17 protein-coding genes are annotated in these 18,487 nt (G+C 72.6%); 15 read left to right on the forward strand and 2 right to left on the reverse strand.

Annotation, left to right across the window (positions count from 1 at the left end):
- Window positions 1–35 precede the first annotated feature (35 nt).
- Genes ACQEUX_RS04795 through ACQEUX_RS04815 form a run of 5 tightly spaced genes read left to right on the forward strand, consistent with a single transcriptional unit; the run spans window position 36 to window position 6,340 of the window.
- A complete protein-coding gene (locus ACQEUX_RS04795) occupies window positions 36–2,069 on the forward strand; it encodes a bifunctional aldolase/short-chain dehydrogenase (protein WP_433049602.1) in 2,034 nt (677 codons plus the stop codon).
- A complete protein-coding gene (locus ACQEUX_RS04800) occupies window positions 2,069–3,505 on the forward strand; it encodes a rhamnulokinase (RefSeq protein WP_433041695.1) in 1,437 nt (478 codons plus the stop codon). Before ACQEUX_RS04795 ends, ACQEUX_RS04800 begins: the two co-directional genes overlap by 1 nt.
- Before the next feature lie 2 nt (window positions 3,506–3,507).
- Window positions 3,508–4,290 carry a (Fe-S)-binding protein gene (locus tag ACQEUX_RS04805; RefSeq protein ID WP_433041698.1) on the forward strand — a complete coding sequence of 261 codons (783 nt, stop codon included), beginning with the start codon at window positions 3,508–3,510 and terminating at the stop codon, window positions 4,288–4,290.
- Window positions 4,287–5,741: a lactate utilization protein B gene (locus ACQEUX_RS04810; RefSeq protein WP_433041701.1), complete on the forward strand. Its 1,455-nt coding sequence runs from the start codon at window positions 4,287–4,289 to the stop codon at window positions 5,739–5,741. The genes ACQEUX_RS04805 and ACQEUX_RS04810 overlap by 4 nt, the downstream gene beginning before the upstream one ends.
- Window positions 5,738–6,340, forward strand: coding sequence for a LutC/YkgG family protein (locus ACQEUX_RS04815; RefSeq protein ID WP_433041704.1), 603 nt, complete (start codon window positions 5,738–5,740; stop codon window positions 6,338–6,340). Before ACQEUX_RS04810 ends, ACQEUX_RS04815 begins: the two co-directional genes overlap by 4 nt.
- A 4-nt stretch (window positions 6,341–6,344) precedes the next feature.
- On the opposite strand, the gene ACQEUX_RS04820 is transcribed toward ACQEUX_RS04815, so the two are convergent.
- Both ACQEUX_RS04820 and shbA read right to left on the reverse strand, forming a co-directional pair.
- Complete coding sequence (locus ACQEUX_RS04820) at window positions 6,345–7,208, reverse strand: anti-sigma-D factor RsdA (protein WP_433041707.1); 864 nt, start codon at window positions 7,206–7,208, stop codon at window positions 6,345–6,347.
- Complete coding sequence (shbA, locus tag ACQEUX_RS04825) at window positions 7,205–7,777, reverse strand: RNA polymerase sigma factor ShbA (RefSeq protein ID WP_433041710.1); 573 nt, start codon at window positions 7,775–7,777, stop codon at window positions 7,205–7,207. Before shbA ends, ACQEUX_RS04820 begins: the two co-directional genes overlap by 4 nt.
- 163 nt (window positions 7,778–7,940) lie before the next feature.
- Here shbA and ACQEUX_RS04830 point away from each other — a divergent pair, with 163 nt between their 5' ends.
- From ACQEUX_RS04830 to ACQEUX_RS04875, 10 genes are read left to right on the forward strand one after another with little or no spacing between them, the layout of a single operon-like run.
- Window positions 7,941–8,912, forward strand: a complete 972-nt coding sequence (locus tag ACQEUX_RS04830) for an ABC transporter ATP-binding protein (RefSeq protein WP_433041713.1) — start codon at window positions 7,941–7,943, stop codon at window positions 8,910–8,912.
- Between the two features lie 5 nt (window positions 8,913–8,917).
- Window positions 8,918–9,688 (forward strand): MlaE family ABC transporter permease, encoded by a 771-nt coding sequence (locus ACQEUX_RS04835; RefSeq protein WP_363754157.1) that lies wholly within the window; start codon window positions 8,918–8,920, stop codon window positions 9,686–9,688.
- A gap of 1 nt (window position 9,689) precedes the next feature.
- On the forward strand, window positions 9,690–10,493 hold the full coding sequence (locus ACQEUX_RS04840; RefSeq protein WP_433041717.1) for an MlaE family ABC transporter permease: 804 nt from the start codon (window positions 9,690–9,692) through the stop codon (window positions 10,491–10,493).
- Window positions 10,494–10,495: 2 nt separating this feature from the next.
- Entirely contained in the window at window positions 10,496–11,776 is a 1,281-nt protein-coding gene (locus ACQEUX_RS04845) for an MCE family protein (RefSeq protein WP_433041719.1), read from the forward strand.
- A complete protein-coding gene (locus ACQEUX_RS04850; RefSeq protein WP_433041722.1) occupies window positions 11,773–12,804 on the forward strand; it encodes an MCE family protein in 1,032 nt (343 codons plus the stop codon). Before ACQEUX_RS04845 ends, ACQEUX_RS04850 begins: the two co-directional genes overlap by 4 nt.
- Window positions 12,801–13,781: an MCE family protein gene (locus tag ACQEUX_RS04855; protein WP_433041725.1), complete on the forward strand. Its 981-nt coding sequence runs from the start codon at window positions 12,801–12,803 to the stop codon at window positions 13,779–13,781. Before ACQEUX_RS04850 ends, ACQEUX_RS04855 begins: the two co-directional genes overlap by 4 nt.
- A complete protein-coding gene (locus ACQEUX_RS04860; RefSeq protein ID WP_433041728.1) occupies window positions 13,781–15,031 on the forward strand; it encodes an MCE family protein in 1,251 nt (416 codons plus the stop codon). Before ACQEUX_RS04855 ends, ACQEUX_RS04860 begins: the two co-directional genes overlap by 1 nt.
- Window positions 15,028–16,443: an MCE family protein gene (locus tag ACQEUX_RS04865; RefSeq protein WP_433041731.1), complete on the forward strand. Its 1,416-nt coding sequence runs from the start codon at window positions 15,028–15,030 to the stop codon at window positions 16,441–16,443. The genes ACQEUX_RS04860 and ACQEUX_RS04865 overlap by 4 nt, the downstream gene beginning before the upstream one ends.
- Complete coding sequence (locus ACQEUX_RS04870; RefSeq protein WP_433041734.1) at window positions 16,440–17,696, forward strand: MCE family protein; 1,257 nt, start codon at window positions 16,440–16,442, stop codon at window positions 17,694–17,696. Before ACQEUX_RS04865 ends, ACQEUX_RS04870 begins: the two co-directional genes overlap by 4 nt.
- Entirely contained in the window at window positions 17,693–18,475 is a 783-nt protein-coding gene (locus ACQEUX_RS04875; RefSeq protein WP_433041737.1) for a hypothetical protein, read from the forward strand. Before ACQEUX_RS04870 ends, ACQEUX_RS04875 begins: the two co-directional genes overlap by 4 nt.
- The last annotated feature ends 12 nt before the right edge of the window (window positions 18,476–18,487 follow it).

Genomic DNA, 18,487 nt, shown 5'->3' on the forward strand with positions numbered 1-18,487 from the left:
ACCACTGAGAAACACAGACTGGGGACGTGAGGACGATGCAATCCGAGGTTCAGGCGTTGATCGCGCGCAGCAACCGGCTCGGCGCCGACCCGACCACGACGAACTACGCCGGGGGCAACACCTCCGCCAAGGGTGCGGCCACCGACCCGGTCACCGGCGGCCCGGTCGAGCTGCTCTGGGTCAAGGGCTCCGGCGGTGACCTCGGCACCCTCACCCCGGCCGGTCTGGCCGCGCTGCGGCTGGACAGGCTCCGCGCCCTGGTCGACGTCTACCCCGGCATCGAGCGGGAGGACGAGATGGTCGCCGCGTTCGACTACTGCCTGCACGGTCGGGGTGGAGCGGCGCCGTCCATCGACACCGCCATGCACGGCCTCGTCGACGCCGCGCACGTCGACCACCTGCACCCCGACGCCGGCATCGCGATCGCCGCCGCCGCCGACGGGCCAGAGCTGACCAAGGAGATCTTCGGCGACCGGGTGCTGTGGGTTCCCTGGCGGCGGCCCGGTTTCCAGCTCGGCCTCGACATCGCCGCGGTGGCACGGGCCAACCCGCAGGCGATCGGCGTGATCCTCGGCGGGCACGGCATCACCGCGTGGGGCGCGACCAGCGACGAGTGCGAACGAAACTCGCTGGAGATGATCCGGTCCGCGCAGGCGTACCTCGACCAGCGGGGTGAGGCGGAGCCGCTCGGCCCGGTCATCGCCGGCTACGAGCCGTTGCCGATCGACGAGCGAAGCCGTCGGGCGGCGGCGCTGTTCCCGGTGCTGCGGGGCCTGGCGTCCACCGATCGCCCGATGGTGGGCCACTTCACCGACAGTGACGCGGTGCTCGACTTCGTCTCGCGGGAGAAGCACCCCGCGCTCGCCGCCCTCGGCACGTCCTGCCCGGATCACTTCCTGCGCACCAAGGTCCGCCCGATGGTGCTCGACCTGCCGCCCACCGCCCCGGTCGAGGACGTGATCGGCCGCCTCAGGGAGCTGCACGCCTCCTACCGCGACGACTACCGTGCCTACTACGACCGGCACGCCAGCGCGGACAGCCCGCCGATGCGAGGGGCCGATCCGGCCATCGTCCTGGTGCCCGGTGTGGGCATGTTCAGCTTCGGCGCCAACAAGCAGACCGCGCGCGTCGCCGGCGAGTTCTACGTCAACGCCATCAACGTGATGCGCGGCGCGGAGGCCGTGTCGCGCTACGCGCCGATCGACGAGGCCGAGAAGTTCCGGATCGAGTACTGGGCACTGGAGGAGGCGAAGCTTCAGCGGATGCCGAAGCCGAAGGCCCTCGCCACGCGGGTCGCGTTCGTCACCGGCGGCGGCTCCGGCATCGGCCGGGCGATCGCCCACCGGCTCGCCGCGGAGGGGGCGTGCGTCGTGGTCGCCGACCGCGACGCCGAGGCGGCCGGCGCCGTCGCCGCGGAGATCGGCGGCACCGATGTGGCGGTCGCCGTCGCCGCCGACGTCAGCGACGGCACGGCGGTCGCCGACGCCCTGCGCGATGCGGTGCTCGCCTTCGGTGGGGTGGACCTGGTCGTGAACAACGCCGGGCTCTCACTGTCCAGGTCGCTGCTGGAGACGACCGAGGCGGACTGGGACGTCCAGCACGACGTGATGGCCAAGGGCTCCTTCCTCGTCTCCCGGGAAGCCGCCCGGGTGTTGCTGGCGCAGGGGATGGGCGGGGACATCGTCTACATCTCCAGCAAGAACTCGCTGTTCGCCGGCCCGAACAACGTGGCCTACGGCGCGGCCAAGGCCGACCAGGCGCACCAGGTCCGGCTGCTCGCCGCCGAACTCGGCGGCCACGGCATCCGGGTCAACGGTGTCAACCCGGACGGGGTGGTCCGCGGTTCCGGCATCTTCGCCGGGGGCTGGGGTGCGCAGCGGGCCGCCGTCTACGGCGTGCCGGAGGAGCAACTGGGCGAGTTCTACGCCCAGCGCACGCTGCTCAAGCGCGAGGTGCTGCCCGAGCACGTCGCCAACGCGGTCTTCGTTCTCACCGGCGGCGAACTGTCGCACACGACGGGACTGCACATCCCGGTGGACGCCGGCGTCGCCGCGGCCTTCCTCCGCTGATGGCCACCGTGCGTCTGGCCGCCGTGGACGTGGGCGCGTCCAGCGGCCGGGTCATGCTCGCGCGCGTAGGGCCAGGGACGCTGGAGCTGACCGAGGCACACCGCTTCGGCAACGAACCGGTGCGGGTGGCGGGCACCCTGCACTGGGACGTCCTGGCGCTCTACCGGGGCGTCCTGGAGGGGCTGCGCGCCGCCGGTCCGGTCGCCGGCATCGGCATCGACACCTGGGCGGTGGACTACGGGCTGCTCGACGCCACCGGCGCTCTGCTCGGCAACCCGGTGCACTACCGCGACGGACGTACCGAGGGCGTCGCCGACCGGGTGGCGAAACAGCTCGGCCCGGAGCGGCTCTACGCCACGACCGGGCTGCAACACCTGCCGTTCAACACCCTCTACCAGCTCGCCGCCGCCGCCGGTACGCCCCAGTTGGAGGCCGCACACCGGTTGCTGCTGATCCCGGACCTCATCGCGTACTGGCTCACCGGCGAGATCGGCGCCGAGGTCACCAACGCATCCACCACCCAGCTGTACGACCTGCGCCGCCGCGCCTGGGCGACGGACCTGATGGCCGACGCGGGAATCCGCGGCGAGCTGTTCCCGCCGCTGCGCGAGCCGGGCACCCGGATCGGTCCGGTCCTGCCCGCGCTCGATCTGCCCGGAACGCCCGACGTGGTGGCGGTGGGATCGCACGACACGGCCTCGGCCGTGGTGGGCGTGCCGGCGGTGGGTGAGCACTTCGCCTACATCTCATGCGGCACCTGGTCGCTGGTCGGCGTCGAGCTGGATGCCCCGGTGCTCAGCGAGCCGAGCCGGCGGGCCAACTTCACCAACGAGTCCGGCGTCGACGGCACGACCCGCTACCTGCGTAACGTGATGGGCCTCTGGCCACTGCAGGAGTCACTGCGTGCCTGGGGCACCACGGACCTGCCCGCCCTGCTCCGGCAGGCGGCCGAGAGGCCGGCCTTCCGCTCGGTGGTGGATCCGGACGACCCCGCCTTCCTGCCACCCGGCGACATGCCCGCCCGCATCGCCGAGGCCTGCCGGCGCACCGGGGAGCCGGGGCCGGACAGCCCGGCGGCCACGGTCCGGTGCATCCTGGACAGCCTCGCGCTGGCGCACCGGCGCGCTGTCCAGCAGGCGCAACAGCTCTCCGGTCGGCACGTCGACGCCGTGCACGTCGTCGGCGGCGGCGCCCGCAACGATCTGCTCTGTCAGCTCACCGCCGACGCCTGCGGCCTGCCGGTGCTCGCCGGGCCGGTCGAGGCCACCGCCCTGGGCAACGCCCTGGTGCAGGCCCGCGCGCTCGGCGTGATCGGCGGTGGCCTGGCGCAGCTGCGGTCCGTGCTGCGCGCGACGCAACAGATCGTGCGGTACGAGCCACGCGCCGGCACGACGGCGTGGCGCTCGGCCGCCCGACGACTCGGATGGGAGGACTGAGGATGCGGATCGCCCTGTTCGTCACGTGCCTGGCCGACACCCTGTTCCCGGAGGCGGCCAAGGCGACGGTGCGGCTGCTGGAACGGCTCGGTCACGAGGTCGTCTTTCCGCAGGACCAGACCTGCTGCGGGCAGATGCACATCAACACCGGCTATCCGGACGACGCACTGCGCCTGGTGCGGCGGCATGTGCGGACCTTCGCCCCGTACGACGTGGTGGTGGCCCCGTCCGGCTCGTGCGTCGGGTCGGTGCGTCACCAGCACGCGATGGTGGCCCGGCGGGCCGGTGACGAGAGGTTGGCCAGCCAGGCCGAGGACGTCGCCCGTCGTACGTACGAGCTGTCAGAGCTGCTCGTCGACGTGCTGGGGACGACCGACGTCGGTGCCTACTATCCGCACCGGGTGACGTACCACCCGACCTGTCACTCGCTGCGGATGATCCGGGTGGGGGACAAGCCGATGCGGCTGTTGCGCGAGGTGCGCGGCCTGGACCTGGTGGAGCTGCCGCAGGCCGAGCAGTGCTGCGGCTTCGGCGGCACGTTCGCGGTGAAGAACGCGGACACCTCGACGGCGATGCTGGCCGACAAGATGCGTCACGTGCTCGCCACCCGGGCCGACGTCTGCACCGCGGGGGACGCCTCCTGCCTGATGCACATCGGCGGTGGGCTGTCCCGGCTCCGGACCGGCGTACGCACCGTGCACCTCGCGGAGATCCTGGCCGGTACCGAGCCCACCGCCGACCCGGTGGAGCAGGCGCAGCGGCGGATTGGCGGGGTGACGGTATGACGGAGACCTTCCTGGGGATGCCGGCCACCGCGCCGCGCGGTGTCGGGCACCTGCGCGGCGACGAGCCCTTCCCGGTCGCGGCCCGGCGCAGCCTCGCCGACGCCCAACTGCGCCGCAACCTCGGCCACGCCACCGCCACCATCCGGGCCAAGTCGGCCGCCGTCATCGGTGAGGTCCCCGACTGGCAGGAGCTGCGCGAGGCCGGCCGCGCCATCAAAACCGACGCGATGGCCCGTCTGCCCGAGCTGCTCGACCGGTTGGAGGCGGCCGTCACCGCCGCGGGCGGCACCGTGCACTGGGCGGCCGACGCCGTCGAGGCCAACCGGATCGTCACCGACCTGGTCAAGGCCACCGGCAGTGACCGGGTTATGAAGGTCAAGTCGATGGCGACCCAGGAGATCGGCCTCAACGAGGCCCTGGAGGCGGCCGGCATCGAACCGGTGGAGACAGACCTCGCCGAGCTGATCGTCCAGCTCGGGCGGGACAAGCCCAGCCATATTCTGGTGCCCGCGATCCACCGCAACCGCGCGGAGATCCGCGAGATCTTCCTGCGTGAGATGCCCGGCGTGGACCCGGGGCTGACCGACGAGCCCGCGATCCTGGCGGCGGCGGCCCGCCGCCACCTGCGCCGTACGTTCCTCAGCACCCGGATCGCGGTCTCCGGGGCGAACTTCGCGGTCGCCGAGACCGGCACCCTCGCGGTGGTCGAATCCGAGGGCAACGGTCGGATGTGCCTCACCCTGCCGGACACGCTGATCACCGTGATGGGCATCGAGAAGGTCATCCCCACCTGGGCCGACCTCGAAGTGTTCCTGCAACTGCTGCCCCGGGCCTCCACCGGGGAGCGGATGAACCCGTACACCTCGATGTGGACCGGAGTCACCCCCGACGACGGGCCACAGGCCTTCCACCTCGTGCTGCTGGACAACGGCCGCAGCGCGGTGCTCGCCGACGAGGTCGGCCGGCAGGCGCTGCACTGCATCCGCTGCTCGGCCTGTCTCAACGTCTGCCCCGTCTACGAGCGCACCGGCGGGCACGCGTACGGCTCCGTCTATCCCGGACCGATCGGCGCCGTGCTCTCGCCGCAGCTGACCGGCGTGGAGGACAACGCCTCCCTGCCCTTCGCCTCCTCGCTGTGCGGCGCGTGCTTCGACGCCTGCCCCGTGAAGATCGACATCCCCTCGATCCTGGTGCACCTGCGCGCGCAGCACGTGGACGCGTACCGGAAGGAGCATCAGCTGCCCGGCGCCGAGGCGGTCACCATGGCCGCCGCCGCGTACGCCATGGATCACCCGCCGCTGTACGAGGCCGCCCAGCGCGGGTCGCGGCTCGCCCGCTTCGCCGGTCGGCGCGGCCGTGGTCTTCCCCCGCCGCTGTCCGGTTGGACCGTCGGCCGCGACCTGCCGCAGCCGCCACCGCAGACCTTCCGCGAATGGTGGGCGCAACGATGACCTCCCGCGAGTTGATCCTCGGGCGCCTCCGCGCGGCTCTCGCTGCGGCCCCTTCCACCCCCGGCGACGTGCCCCGCGACTATCGGCCGGCCGGTGGTGCCGTGGACCTCGACGTGCTGGTGGACCGGCTCACCGACTACCGGGCCACCGTGCACCGGTGCTCCGACCGCGAGGTGGCGCAGGTCGTCGACGCGGTCCTCGGTGGCCGACGCGTCGTGGTCCCGCCCGGGCTGCCCCGGCACTGGCTGCCGGACACCGTCGACGTGCTGACCGACGACAACGCCCCGAGGGAGCAGATCGCCGCGGCCGACGGGGTGGTCACCGCGGCGACGGTCGCCGTCGCCGAGACCGGGACCGTCATCCTCGACGCGGCGCCCGACCAGGGGCGGCGGGTCATCACGCTCCTGCCGGACGTGCACATCTGCGTCCTGCGTACCGATCAGGTCGTCGCGGGTGTCCCGGACGCCCTCGCGCGCCTCGACCCGCACCGCCCGCTCACCTGGGTCAGCGGGCCGTCCGCCACCAGCGATATCGAACTCAACCGGGTCGAGGGCGTGCACGGCCCGCGGCACCTGCACGTGGTGCTCATCCCCGCCTGAACGGTCAGCCGAGCAGATCACCGGTCGGCAGCGGCAGCGGCAGCGGGGGTAGCGACGGCAACACCGACGGGAGCGGCACCGACGGCAACGGAAGTCGGGGCAGCAACGGGTTGGCGGTGGGGGTCGGCGGGTGCGTCGGCGCCGGCCGCTGTGGCCGTGGTGGTGTGCTGCCCGGCGTCGGGACGCCGGAGGGCTCGGGGGCGGTCGACACCGCGGGCGACGGCGTCGGGACGACCGGGACGGTGGCGCAGCGCGGCCAGCCGGGGCACCGGTGCGTGGCCAGATCCCGCAGGACGGCGTCGATGTCGGCGCGCAGCCGGATGACGTCGGCCGGATCGGCGACCCGGCCCAGGTCCCGTTGGGCCTGGTCGATCAGCTCCCGGGCGTCGTCGTACCGGCCCTCGGCGACGGCCGCGCGGGCACGGGCGGTGGTGTGTTCGACGCCGAGCACCTCCGCCCGCTCGGGATGCAACACCCTGGTCAGCGACCACAGAGGACTGGTCGGTCCGGCGTCGTGGCTGGCGACTCCCAGCCCCGTCGCGAGCATGAGCACGGCGAGGACGGCGGCGGCCAACCCCAGGGCACGCCTTGCGGACGGCTGCCACCGGGTCGGGCCGGGAACGGGGGCGCCGGCCCGGAGCGTGCCGGCCCGAGCGGCGGAAGCCGACGGGACGACGTGGACCGGGCCGTCGACCACGGTGGCCGGCTGGTCGGTGCTGAGGTCGGCACGCCAGGCGGCCAGCATGGCCGTGAGGCCGTCGGCGTCGTCCTCCTGCTCGCCGCGGCCGAGCGCGTCGAGGAGCAGGTCGTCGCGGTGGATCGCGGCGAGGTCCACGTCCTCACCGCCGTCCGGCCGGGGCTCGCTCATGCCGCCACCTCGTCAAGTCCGTCGCCGGCAAGCGTACGGAGCCGGGCCAGGGCACGGGACTGGGCCACCCGTACGGCCGGCGCCGACATGCCGAGGATCGAGCCGACCTCCTCGGCGGTGAGACCGACTGCCACACGGAGGGTGATGATCTCCCGCTGGAGATCGGGGAGGCGGTGCAGCAGCACCGCGAGTCGTCGGGCCAGATCGGTGGCGACGGCCTGCTGCTCCGGCCCGGGCGTGGTGTCCACCTGCTCCAGATCGGCGTCGGTGACGGCGGCGCCGCGGACCGCCGCGCGCTGGGCGTCGGCCACCTTGTTCGCCGCGATGGCGAAGACGAACGCGGAGAACGGTCGGCCCTGGTCGCGGTAGCCGGGAAGGGCCTTCAACACCGCCAGGCAGACCTCCTGGGCGACGTCGTCAGCGGTGGTGTACGCCCCGCCGACGCGACCCAGCCGGGCCCGGCAGTAGCGGACCAGCCCCGGCCGCACGTTGGTGAGCAGGGCAGCGACCGCCGCCCGGTCGCCGTTGGCGGCCAGGTGGACGAGCTCCGGCTCGATCGTTGTGGTCATCGGGGACGCGAGGCACCTTCGTTACCGGCGGGTTAACCGCACGCTATCGAGACGCGCGCCACTTTGCCTAGTTCACGTTGTGTGCTGACGAGGTAGCCCAAAAAAGTTGTTACGCCCGCCCGGGTCGCCGCGATGTCACAGGTAGGAGCGGAGAGGGGCGTGGATGGGCGTCGAGGTGGCGGTGCAGGGGCTGACCAAGTCCTTCGGTGGCCAACCGGTCTGGTCGGACGTCAGCCTGACCCTGCCGGCCGGCGAGATATCCGTGCTGCTGGGTCCGTCCGGCACCGGCAAGTCGGTGTTCCTCAAGACACTGGTGGGGCTGCTCCGCCCGGATGCCGGGTCGATCTGGATCGAGGGCAAGGATCTGCCCCGGCTCTCCGAGCGGGAGTTGTACGAGGTGCGCAAGCTGTTCGGGGTGCTGTTCCAGGACGGTGCGCTGTTCGGCTCGATGACCATCTACGACAACGTCGCCTTCCCGCTGCGGGAGCACACCCGCAAGTCGGAGTCCCAGATCCGCGAGGTCGTCAGCGAGAAGCTCGACATGGTCGGCCTGATCGGCGCCGAACGGAAACTGCCGGGGGAGATCTCCGGTGGGATGCGCAAACGCGCAGGCCTGGCCCGCGCGCTCGTGCTCGACCCCCGCATCGTCCTCTTCGACGAGCCGGACTCCGGGCTGGACCCGGTGCGGACCGCGTACCTGAACCAGCTGATCGTCGACCTCAACCAGCGGACCGGGGCGACCTTCCTGATCGTCACGCACGACATCAACACCGCGCGCACGGTGCCGGACAACATCGGCCTGATCTACCACGGGCATCTGGCCATGTTCGGGTCGCGGGAGTTGCTGCTGTCCAGCACGGAGCCGGTGGTGCGGCAGTTCCTCAACGCCCAGCGCATCGGACCGATCGGCATGGCCGAGGAAAAGGACGCCGAGGAATTGCAGGCCGAGGCGGACGCCGGCGTGGAGCTGCCACCGTTGCCGCCCATCCCGCTGCAACTGCCTCCGTCGGACGGACTGCCCCGCGCCGCCGAGCGCCCCCCGGGGCAGTGGTGCCGGGAGCACGGCGTCACGCCGCCCCCCGGCTCGTTCGCCGGGCTGACCGACGGGGTGCCGGCCGGGAACGGGCGGCGGTGACCTCGATGAGCGGACCCGTCACCGCCGTACGCCACACCGGCGAGTTCTTCGCGTTCTGCCTGGACACCCTGCGCGGCCTCGGCCGGCGACCGGTGCAGGTCCGCGAGTTCGTCCAGCAGGCCTGGTTCATCAGCTCGGTGTCGATCCTGCCCGCCGCACTCGTCTCCATCCCCTTCGGCGCGGTCATCGCGTTGCAACTCGGCTCGCTGGTCCGCCAGCTCGGCGCGCAGTCGTTCACCGGCGCGGCGTCGGTGCTCGCGGTGGTCCGCGAGGCGGGGCCGATCGTCACCGCGCTGATCATCGCCGGCGCGGGGGGCTCGGCGATCTGCGCCGACCTCGGCTCCCGGAAGATCCGCGAGGAGCTCGACGCGATGCAGGTGCTGGGCATCGACCCCATCCACCGCCTCGTGGTGCCCCGCGTGCTCGCCTCGATGCTGGTCGCCGTGCTGCTCAACGGCCTGGTCAGCGTCGTCGGGGTGACCGGTGGCTACCTGTTCAACGTGGTCCTGCAGGGCGGCACACCCGGCGCGTACCTGGCCAGCTTCCAGGCCCTGGGGCAACTGCCGGACCTGCTGGTGGGCGAGGTCAAGGCGCTGCTGTTCGGCGCCGCCGCCGCGTTGGTCGCCTCGTACAAGGGGATGACCGCCAAGGGCGGCCCGAAGGGCGTCGGCGACGCGGTCAACCAGAGCGTGGTGATCACCTTCATGCTGCTGTTCGCGCTGAACTTCATCGTCACGGCCGTGTACTTCCAGGTCGTACCGCAGAAGGGAAGCTGACGTGCCGGTGCTGCGCCACCTCGACAACCTGGGCGGACAGCTCGCCTTCTACCTGCGGGCGTTCGCCTGGACGCCGCGCACCGTACGCCGCTACAAGCGCGAGGTGATCCGGCTGCTGGCGGAGGTGAGCTTCGGCTCCGGTGCGCTCGCCGTGCTCGGCGGCACCGTCGGTGTCATCTGCTTCCTCACCTTCTTCACCGGCACCGAGGTCGGCCTTCAGGGCTACCAGGCGCTCAACCAGCTCGGCAGCAGCGCGTTCACCGGTTTCGTCTCGGCGTACTTCAACACCCGGGAGATCTCCCCGCTGGTCGCGGCGCTGGCCCTGTCGGCCACCGTGGGCTGCGGGTTCACCGCCCAGCTCGGGGCGATGCGGATCTCCGAGGAGGTGGACGCGCTCGAGGTGATGGGGATTCCGTCGCTGCCGTTCCTGGTCACGACCCGCATGATCGCCGGGTTCGTCGCGGTCATCCCGCTGTACGTGGTGGGGCTGCTCGCCAGCTACCTGGCCACCCGCACCATCGCCGTCTTCTACTTCGGACAGTCCGCCGGCACGTACGACTACTACTTCCACCTGTTCCTGCCGCCGGAGGACGTGCTCTGGTCCTTCGGCAAGGTGCTGGTGTTCAGCGTGATCGTGGTGCTGGTGCACTGCTACTACGGCTATACCGCCAGCGGCGGGCCCGCCGGCGTGGGCGTCGCGGTCGGCCGGGCCGTGCGGCTCGCCATCGTCGCGGTCAACATCGTCGACTTCTTCCTGTCGCTGGCCATCTGGGGCGCCACCACCACCGTCCGGATCGCGGGGTGACCATGAGACATCGCATCCTCGGCATCGTGTTCATCGCCGTGCTGCTCGCGGCGTTGACCGCCTCGGTGCTCCAGTACCGCAAGGCGTTCACGCCGGTCACCTGGGTCACCCTGGAGGCCGGCCGGTCCGGCCTGCAGCTCAGCCCGGGCGCCGACGTCAAGGTCCGCGGGGTCGTCGTCGGCGACGTGCGCACCGTCGACAGCACCGGCGCGGGCGCGACCATCCGGCTGGCCCTGGACCCGGCCACCACGCCGCGGATCCCCGCCGACGTCAGCGCGCGGCTGCTGCCCAAGACGCTCTTCGGCGAGCGGTACGTCGAGCTCGTGCCGGCCGGCGGCAGCGGCGTACCGATCCGTGACGGCGCCATCATCCCCCAGGACCGCAGCCACACCGCCGTCGAGCTGGAACGCGTCCTCGACGAGGCGCTGCCGCTGCTCCAGGCGGTGCGGCCCGAGCAGCTCGCCGCGACACTGGGCGCGATCGCCACCGCCCTCGACGGACGCGGCCAGCAGCTCGGCGCGAACATCGAGCGGCTCGGTGCGTACCTGCGGCAGGTGAACCCGGCGATGCCGGCTGTCGCCGAGGACATCCGCAAGCTCGCCATCGTGCTGGACAGTTACGACGCCGCCCTGCCGGACCTGCTCGCCCTGCTGCGGGACGTCACCGTCACCGCCCGCACCGTCACCGACCAACGCGCACAGCTCGCTGCCTTCCTCGCCGACACCACCGACACCGCCGACGCCACCCGCGGCTTCCTCGACCGACACGGCGACCAGATCATCGAGCTCGGCCAGGTGAGCCGCCCGGTGCTGGAACTGCTCGCCACGTACGCCCCCGAATACCCGTGCCTGATGAGCGGCCTGGTCGCCCTGCAACCCCAGGTCGAGCGGGTCTTCGCCGGCGGGCGGATGCACGTCACCCTGGAGGTCACCCGCGACGGCGGCAGGTACGAGAAGGGCCGCGACGAGCCCGTCTACGGCGCGCACGACGGGCCGCAGTGCCGGGGCCTGCCCCAACCGGGGCGATCGGCGCCCAGCGTGCCGGTCGCCGACGGTTACGACCACGGCGGCGCTCGCCCGCACACCCCCTTGCCGGTCGGCCAGGCGGCGGCCGTGCCCGCCGCCGGTTCCCCGGCGATGGGCCGGGCCGCCACCGGCGAGGAGCGCGCGCTGGTCAAGCCGCTCGTCGGCGCCGTCACCGGCGTCCTGCCCGCGGAGGTCCCCGACATCGCGGTCCTGCTGTGGGGGCCGTTGCTGAGAGGAGGGGTGGTGAACGCGCGATGAGCAACAGAGCCGTGGCACCCCTGCTGAAGCTGGTGGTCTTCGCCGTGGTGACCCTGCTGCTGACGGCGCTGCTCGCGCAGACCCTCGGTGCCTTCCCACCGGGTGGGGTCACCTACCGGGCCCGGTTCACCGACGTCACCGGCCTGCTCCCGGGCGACGACGTCCGCGTCGCCGGTGTGCACGTCGGCCGGGTCCGCGACATCAGGGTCGTCGACGACACACTCGCCGAGGTGGCCTTCACGGTCACCGCCGACATCCCGGTGGCCACCAGCGTCCGCGCCAAGATCCGCTACCGCAACCTGGTGGGCCAGCGGTACGTGGCGCTGAGCGAGGGGCCCGGGGAGGGGCGTCCACTGCGGCCCGACGGCCTCATCCCGCTCGGCCAGACGACACCGGCCCTGGACCTCACGGTGTTGTTCAACGGGTTCCGGCCCCTGTTCACGGCGCTCAGGCCCGAGGACGTCAACAAACTCGCCTACGAGATCATCCAGGTGCTCCAGGGCGAGGGCGGCACGGTCAGCAGCCTGCTGCAACGCACCGCGTCGCTGACCAACACCCTCGCCGACCGGGACGCCGTCATCGGGCGGGTCATCACCAACCTCAACGGCGTCCTGGGCACGCTGGCCGACCGGGACCAGAACCTGGACCAGAGCATCAGCCAGCTCCAGCAGTTCGTCTCCGGGCTGTCCGCCGACCGCGCGGCGATCGGCGAGTCCCTGGTCAGCATCGGTGAACTCACCACCGCCACGTCGTCGCTGCTGCGCGAGGTACGACCACCGCTCGCCGCGGACGTGCGCGCCCTGGACGAGCTCTCCGGCACTCTCCACCGCAACGCGGCCGTCATCGACAGCACCCTCGGGCGGCTGCCGCAGCGGTACGAGTCCCTGACCCGCGTCGCGTCCTACGGCTCGTGGTTCAACTTCTACCTCTGCGACTTCGACGGCAACGTGGCGGTGTCGGGCCGGGCACCGATCGACCTGCCCACCTTCAGCGCCCCGGCCGCCCGATGCGCGGGAGGCAGCCAGTGACACCGTTTCGGGAACGCAACCCGGTGGTCGTCGGCACCCTCGGGTTGGCGCTGATCGTCGCCGTGCTGCTGGGCGCCTTCCAGCTCGACCGGCTGGCCGACCTCACCGGACGCGGCTACGCGGCGGCCTTCCACGACGCCAGCGGCCTCGTCACCGGCAACGAGGTACGGGTCGCCGGGGTGCGGGTCGGCAAGGTGACCGCCGTGGAACTCGCCCGCGACGGCGCGCCGTACGTGCGGGTCGGGTTCCGGGTGGACGACGACAGCGTCCGGCTCGGCACCGACACCGGCGCCACGATCAGGATCAAGACGGTGCTCGGCCAGAAGTACCTGGCCCTGTCGCCGGCCGGACCGGGTCGGCTGCCCGAGGGCGGGCAGATCCCTCTCGCCCGCACCGCCGCGCCGTTCGACGTGGTGCAGGCGGTCACGGGGCTCGCCGACACGCTCGACAAGGTCGACACCGATCAGCTCGCCGCCGCCTTCACCACCCTGTCCGAGACCTTCGCCGACACCCCCGCGAGCGTCGACGCCTCCCTGGTCGGCCTCTCCCGGCTCTCCCGGACCGTCGCCGGACGCGACGCCGAGCTGCGGGCGCTGCTCGACCGCGCCCGTCAGGTGACCGCCGTGCTCGCCACCCGGGACGAGGAGTTCCGCGCACTGGTCACCGACGGGGAGGCGCTGCTCGCCGAGGTGAGCCGGCGTCGGGACGCCATCCACCAGCTGCTCGTCGGTACCGACGACCTCGCCACCCAGCTGTCCGGCCTGGTCAGCGACAACCGCGCCCAGCTCGCTCCCGCGCTGCACAAGCTGCGGGAGGTCGTCGCCGTCCTGCAACGCAACCGGGACGACCTGGAAAAGACCATCCAGCGGATGGGGCCGTTCGTCACCGCGTTCGCCAACGTGGTGGGCAACGGCCGCTGGTTCGACTCGTACGTCTCCGGTCTGCTCCAGCCGTACCAGCCCACGGGAGGCCGCTGATGCCCGGTCCCATCCAGCGGTGGCGCCGGCCGGTCGCCGTCACCACCGTCCTGCTGGTAGCCGTCGCCGTCGGCGTGATCGTTCTCCGCGACGGCACACCCCCACGGCGGGTCGTCGCCCATTTCACCCGCGCCGTCGGGGTCTATCCCGGGTCGGACGTCCGGGTGCTGGGCGTCCGCGTCGGTGAGGTGGTCGCGGTGACCCCGCAGGGCCGCACCGTCCAGGTGACCATGTCCTACGACCCGGGGATCGCCGTCCCCGCCGACGCCCAGGCGCTCATCGTGCCGCCCAGCGTGGTCAGCGACCGCTACGTCCAGCTCACTCCTGCCTATTCCGGTGGCGCCGCGCTCGCCGACGGGGCCGAGATACCGCTGGAGCGGACCGCCGCCCCGATGGAGATCGACGACATCTACCAGGCGCTCGACGACTTCAACCGCACCCTCGGGCCGGAGGGCGCCAACCGCGACGGCGCCCTGTCCGACCTGGTCGCCACCGGCCGCGCCAACCTGGAGGGCAACGGCCAGCACCTGCACGACACCCTCGACGGCCTGTCCCGGGCACTGGCCACCCTCTCCGACGGGCGGCAGGACCTCTTCGGATCGGTCGTCAACCTCCAGCGCTTCACCACCGCGCTGGCCCGCAGCGACCGGGAGGTGCGCGCCTTCAACCAGCAGTTGGCAGACGTCGCCCAGCAACTGGCCGGGGAGCGCGACGAACTGGCCGCCGCGCTGCGCAACCTCTCCACCGCGCTGGCCGACGTGACCACGTTCGTGCGGCAGAACCGCGACGTGTTGACCTCCAACGTCGCCGCGCTGGCGGACATCACCGGCATCCTCGTCCGCCAGCAACAGGCCGTCATCGACATCCTCGACGTCGCCCCGCTCGCCTTGGGCAACCTCAACCTGGCGTACAACCCGCGGTCGGGCACCCTGGACACCCGGGACAACGTGATGGGTCCCTACGACCCCGCCGGTTTCGCCTGCTCGCTGATCGCCGACCAGTTCCCCACGGCGCAGGTGCCCGCCAAGTGCCGGGCGCTCGCGCAGACCCTGCACTCCCGTGGGCTGCCCATGACCGACCAGCTCCGCAAACTCCTCAAGCTGCCGCCCGGCGCCCCGGCGACCGGCGGGTCCTCACCGGGGAAGCCTCCCCCCAGTTCCCCCGGTGCGCCGATCCCCGACCAGGCGCCGGGCGGCCCTGCCATCACCAGCGACCCCACCCTCGGCGGCATCCTGCGGGGTGTGTCGTGAGCGCCCGCATCCTGCGGACCCTGGCGTGCGCGATCGTGGTGGTGATGCTGCCGGCCGGGTGCGGCCTGCCCGACCTCGCCGACCTGCCGCTGCCCGGCGGCGCCCCGAAGGGCGACGGGTACGCCGTCACCGCCGAGTTCAGTGACGTGCTCGACCTGGTGCCGCAGGCCGCCGTGAAGGTCGACGACGTGACGGTCGGCAGCGTGGAGAAGATCTCCCTGGCCGGCTGGACCGCCCAGGTCACCCTGCGGCTCGGCGCGGACGTACGCCTGCCGTCCAACGCGACGGCCGCCGTCCGGCAGAGCAGCCTGCTGGGCGAGAAGTACGTGACGGTCGCGTCGCCACCCACCGGCGCCTCCTCCGGTCGACTCGCCGACGGTGACCTCATCCCGCTGTCGCGGACAGCTCGCGGCGCCGAGGTGGAGGAGGTCCTCGCCGCGCTCGGGCTGCTGCTCAACGGCGGTGGTCTGGCGCAGCTGAGGACCATCAACCAGGAGCTCGGCGCCGCACTCGAGGGGCGGGAGCCCGCCGTCCGGGACACGCTGGACCAGCTGGACACCTTCATCGGCGGGCTGGACAAGCAGAAGGCCGACCTGGTCCGCGCCCTCGACGCCCTGGACCGGCTCAGTGGCCGGCTCGATCGTCAGAAGCAGGTGCTCGGCGAGGCCGTGGACTCGCTCGCCCCGGGCCTGACCGTGCTGGCCGGGCAGCGCGCCCAACTGACCCGGGCGCTGACCGCGCTGGACCGCTTGGGTGACGTCGGCACCCGGGTGGTCAACAGCAGCCGCGACAACACGCTGGCCGACGTGCGGGCGCTGCAACCGATCCTGGAGCAGTTGGCACGTGCCGGGGACGACCTGCCGAAGTCGCTGGACTTCATGCTGTCGTTCCCGTTCCCGCCCAATGTCACCGGCGCGATCGTCGGCGACTTCGTCAACCTCTCCATCACCGCCGACCTCGACTCGGCGTCGATCCTGGCGAACCTGGTCGCCGCTGCCCCCGCCGCGCCGGCCCGTCCGCGCACGCCGGCAAAGGGCGCCACCCCCGGCGCACCGGCGGCCGGTGGCGCCGCACCGACCGTGCCGCGGCCTGGCGGCGGGTCCCGTTCGCTGCCCGACCTGCCGATCCTCAGGTGCCTGCCCGACCCGCTCAACTTCCCCGCGACCTGGACGCCGCCGAAGGACTGTCTGCTGCCGGAGGGCTGCGTCCTGCTCAAGCCCGGCTCGACGGTGCCCATCGGCGGGCTGATCCTGCCGAAGGGCCTCGTGCCTCCGGGCACGGTTTTTCCCGTCGGGACCGAACTGCCCTCCGGCACGGTTCTGACGGCACCGTGCATCCTGCCGCTGACCGGCGCGGTGATCGGACAGATCGGCACCCTGCCGGACCTGCTGTCCGGGGGGTTGACGCCATGATCGGACGTACCGCGAAGGTGCAGGTTCTGGCGTTCCTGCTGGTGAGCGTGCTCGGCGTCAGCTACGTCGGCGTCCGCTACGTCGGGCTGGGCGACCGGCTGCTCGGCGGAAGCTACGTCGTCCACCTGGACCTCGCCCGGGCGGGCGGCATCTTCCCCAACGCCCCGGTCACCTACCGCGGCGTGCCGGTCGGCCGGGTCGCCGCGGTCGCCCTGCGCGGCGACGGGGTCCGGGCCGACCTGCGGTTGCAGCGTGACGTCCGGGTGCCCGACGACCTGCGGGCCGTGGTGGCGCACCGCTCCGCCGTCGGCGAGCAGTACGTGGACCTGCGTCCGGAGCGCGACAGCGGTCCGTACCTCACCGACGGCGCGGTGATCCCGGTCGAGCGGACCGGAGTCCCGCTCGCGCCGGAGGTCCTGCTGAGCAACCTCGACGCCCTGGTGCGCTCCGTCGGGCCGGAGGACCTCACCGTCCTGATCACCGAACTCGGCGCCGCGTTCGAGGGCAACGAGCTGGCCCTGGCCCGGATCCTGGACGACGGGGACGCGCTGCTGACCGATGCGGCCACCCGCCTGCCGGAGACACTCGCGCTGATCAACGACGGGCGAACGGTGCTCACCACCCAGGCCGAGTCGGCGCAGGCGCTGCGCCGGTGGGCGGCGGGCCTGGCCCGGCTGGCGGCCACCCTCCGCGACGCCGACCCCGACCTGCGGCGGCTGCTCGCCGCCGGGCCTCCCGCCGGTCGGGAACTGGTCGCGTTGCTGCGGGGGCTGGAACCGACGGTCGGCACCCTGCTCGGCAACCTGGTGACCGTCAACGGCATCGCCGCCCGGCGGCTGCCCGGCATCGAGCAACTGCTGGTGGTGTACCCGATCGCCGTCGCCGGCGGCTTCACCGTCACCCCGGGCGACGGCACCGCCCACCTCGGCCTGGTCCTCAACGTCGACGATCCGCCGCCCTGCGTGTACGGGGGCGGCCGAACGACCTGCGACGCGGGGGAGCGGGCGGCCGGTGCCAGCGTGCGCGGTGCCGCCAACGCCCCCCGACCGGGTGGCCGGGAACCGGATCCCGACCCGGGGCGGTCCGGCAGCGCCCCGACCGGCGGGACCGAGCCCGGCGGGTACGACCCGGGGACCGGCCTGGTACTCGGCTCGGACGGCCGGCCTTTGCAGTTCGGCGGGACCGGAGGCCAGTCCCGGACAGCCGGAGACCAGTCGTGGAAGCAGTTGCTGCTGGCCGGGGTGACGCCGTGAGCGACGCGAAGAAGGAGGCGCAGATGCGGGCCCGGAGGGACCACACGCTGAAAGTCATCAAGGGGGCGAAGCCCGGGGTGCCCGGCCGCGCGTCGCAGCGCCGGATCGTGCCCCGCCAGTTCCCCCGACCGGTCGAGCCGATCGAGGACCTGCTGAAGCGGCTCGACCAGGAGCCGGTCGAGGACCCGGCGGATGTTGCGGACCCGGCGAGCGGAGACGATCTCGCGAGCGCGGACAGCTCGCCGGAGGAGGCCTCGGATGCCCGCCGCACGGGTGAGCGGGCCACGTCGAGCACCCGGCGACGGTCGCTGGTCGTCCTGCTCGTGGCCGTGCTCGCCGCGACGGTCGCCGCAGGCGGCGTGACCGGGCACCGCTGGTACCTCGACCGGGCGACGGACCAGGCCCGGCAGCAGGCCCTCGCCGCCGCCAAACAGGCCAGCGTCAACTTCGTCTCGGTCAGCGCGGCCAGCGTCGACCGGGACATCCAGCGGATCACCGCCGGAGCCACCGGCGACTTCAAGGACGAGTTCACCCGGGGTCAGTCGCAGGTCCGCGCCGCGGTCGTGGAGAACAAGGTCGACTCGCGCGGAACGGTGCTGCGGGCGGGGCTGGTCTCCGGAGATCGCCGTCGAGCGGTCGTCCTGGTCGCCGTCGACGCCACCGTCAAGAACGTGAAGGCACCCGAGGGGCGGCCGTCGCACTACCGGATCCAGCTGGACATCGTCCACGACACGGCATCCGGGCGGTGGCTCGTGTCCCGGCTGCAGTTCGTCGGATGAGAGAGGGAGGAC

The sequence above is a fragment of the Micromonospora sp. CA-259024 genome, from assembly GCF_050936255.1.
Classification (GTDB): Bacteria; Actinomycetota; Actinomycetes; order Mycobacteriales; family Micromonosporaceae; genus Micromonospora.

What these genes read in the sequence shown, in the direction of transcription:
- ACQEUX_RS04795 (WP_433049602.1), top strand. Translation starts at nt 36, where the DNA reads ATGCAATCCGAGGTTCAGGCGTTGATCGCGCGCAGCAACCGGCTCGGC.
- ACQEUX_RS04800 (WP_433041695.1), top strand. Translation starts at nt 2,069, where the DNA reads ATGGCCACCGTGCGTCTGGCCGCCGTGGACGTGGGCGCGTCCAGCGGC.
- ACQEUX_RS04805 (WP_433041698.1), top strand. Translation starts at nt 3,508, where the DNA reads ATGCGGATCGCCCTGTTCGTCACGTGCCTGGCCGACACCCTGTTCCCG.
- ACQEUX_RS04810 (WP_433041701.1), top strand. Translation starts at nt 4,287, where the DNA reads ATGACGGAGACCTTCCTGGGGATGCCGGCCACCGCGCCGCGCGGTGTC.
- ACQEUX_RS04815 (WP_433041704.1), top strand. Translation starts at nt 5,738, where the DNA reads ATGACCTCCCGCGAGTTGATCCTCGGGCGCCTCCGCGCGGCTCTCGCT.
- ACQEUX_RS04820 (WP_433041707.1), bottom strand. Translation starts at nt 7,208, where the DNA reads ATGAGCGAGCCCCGGCCGGACGGCGGTGAGGACGTGGACCTCGCCGCG.
- shbA (WP_433041710.1), bottom strand. Translation starts at nt 7,777, where the DNA reads ATGACCACAACGATCGAGCCGGAGCTCGTCCACCTGGCCGCCAACGGC.
- ACQEUX_RS04830 (WP_433041713.1), top strand. Translation starts at nt 7,941, where the DNA reads ATGGGCGTCGAGGTGGCGGTGCAGGGGCTGACCAAGTCCTTCGGTGGC.
- ACQEUX_RS04835 (WP_363754157.1), top strand. Translation starts at nt 8,918, where the DNA reads ATGAGCGGACCCGTCACCGCCGTACGCCACACCGGCGAGTTCTTCGCG.
- ACQEUX_RS04845 (WP_433041719.1), top strand. Translation starts at nt 10,496, where the DNA reads ATGAGACATCGCATCCTCGGCATCGTGTTCATCGCCGTGCTGCTCGCG.
- ACQEUX_RS04850 (WP_433041722.1), top strand. Translation starts at nt 11,773, where the DNA reads ATGAGCAACAGAGCCGTGGCACCCCTGCTGAAGCTGGTGGTCTTCGCC.
- ACQEUX_RS04860 (WP_433041728.1), top strand. Translation starts at nt 13,781, where the DNA reads ATGCCCGGTCCCATCCAGCGGTGGCGCCGGCCGGTCGCCGTCACCACC.
- ACQEUX_RS04870 (WP_433041734.1), top strand. Translation starts at nt 16,440, where the DNA reads ATGATCGGACGTACCGCGAAGGTGCAGGTTCTGGCGTTCCTGCTGGTG.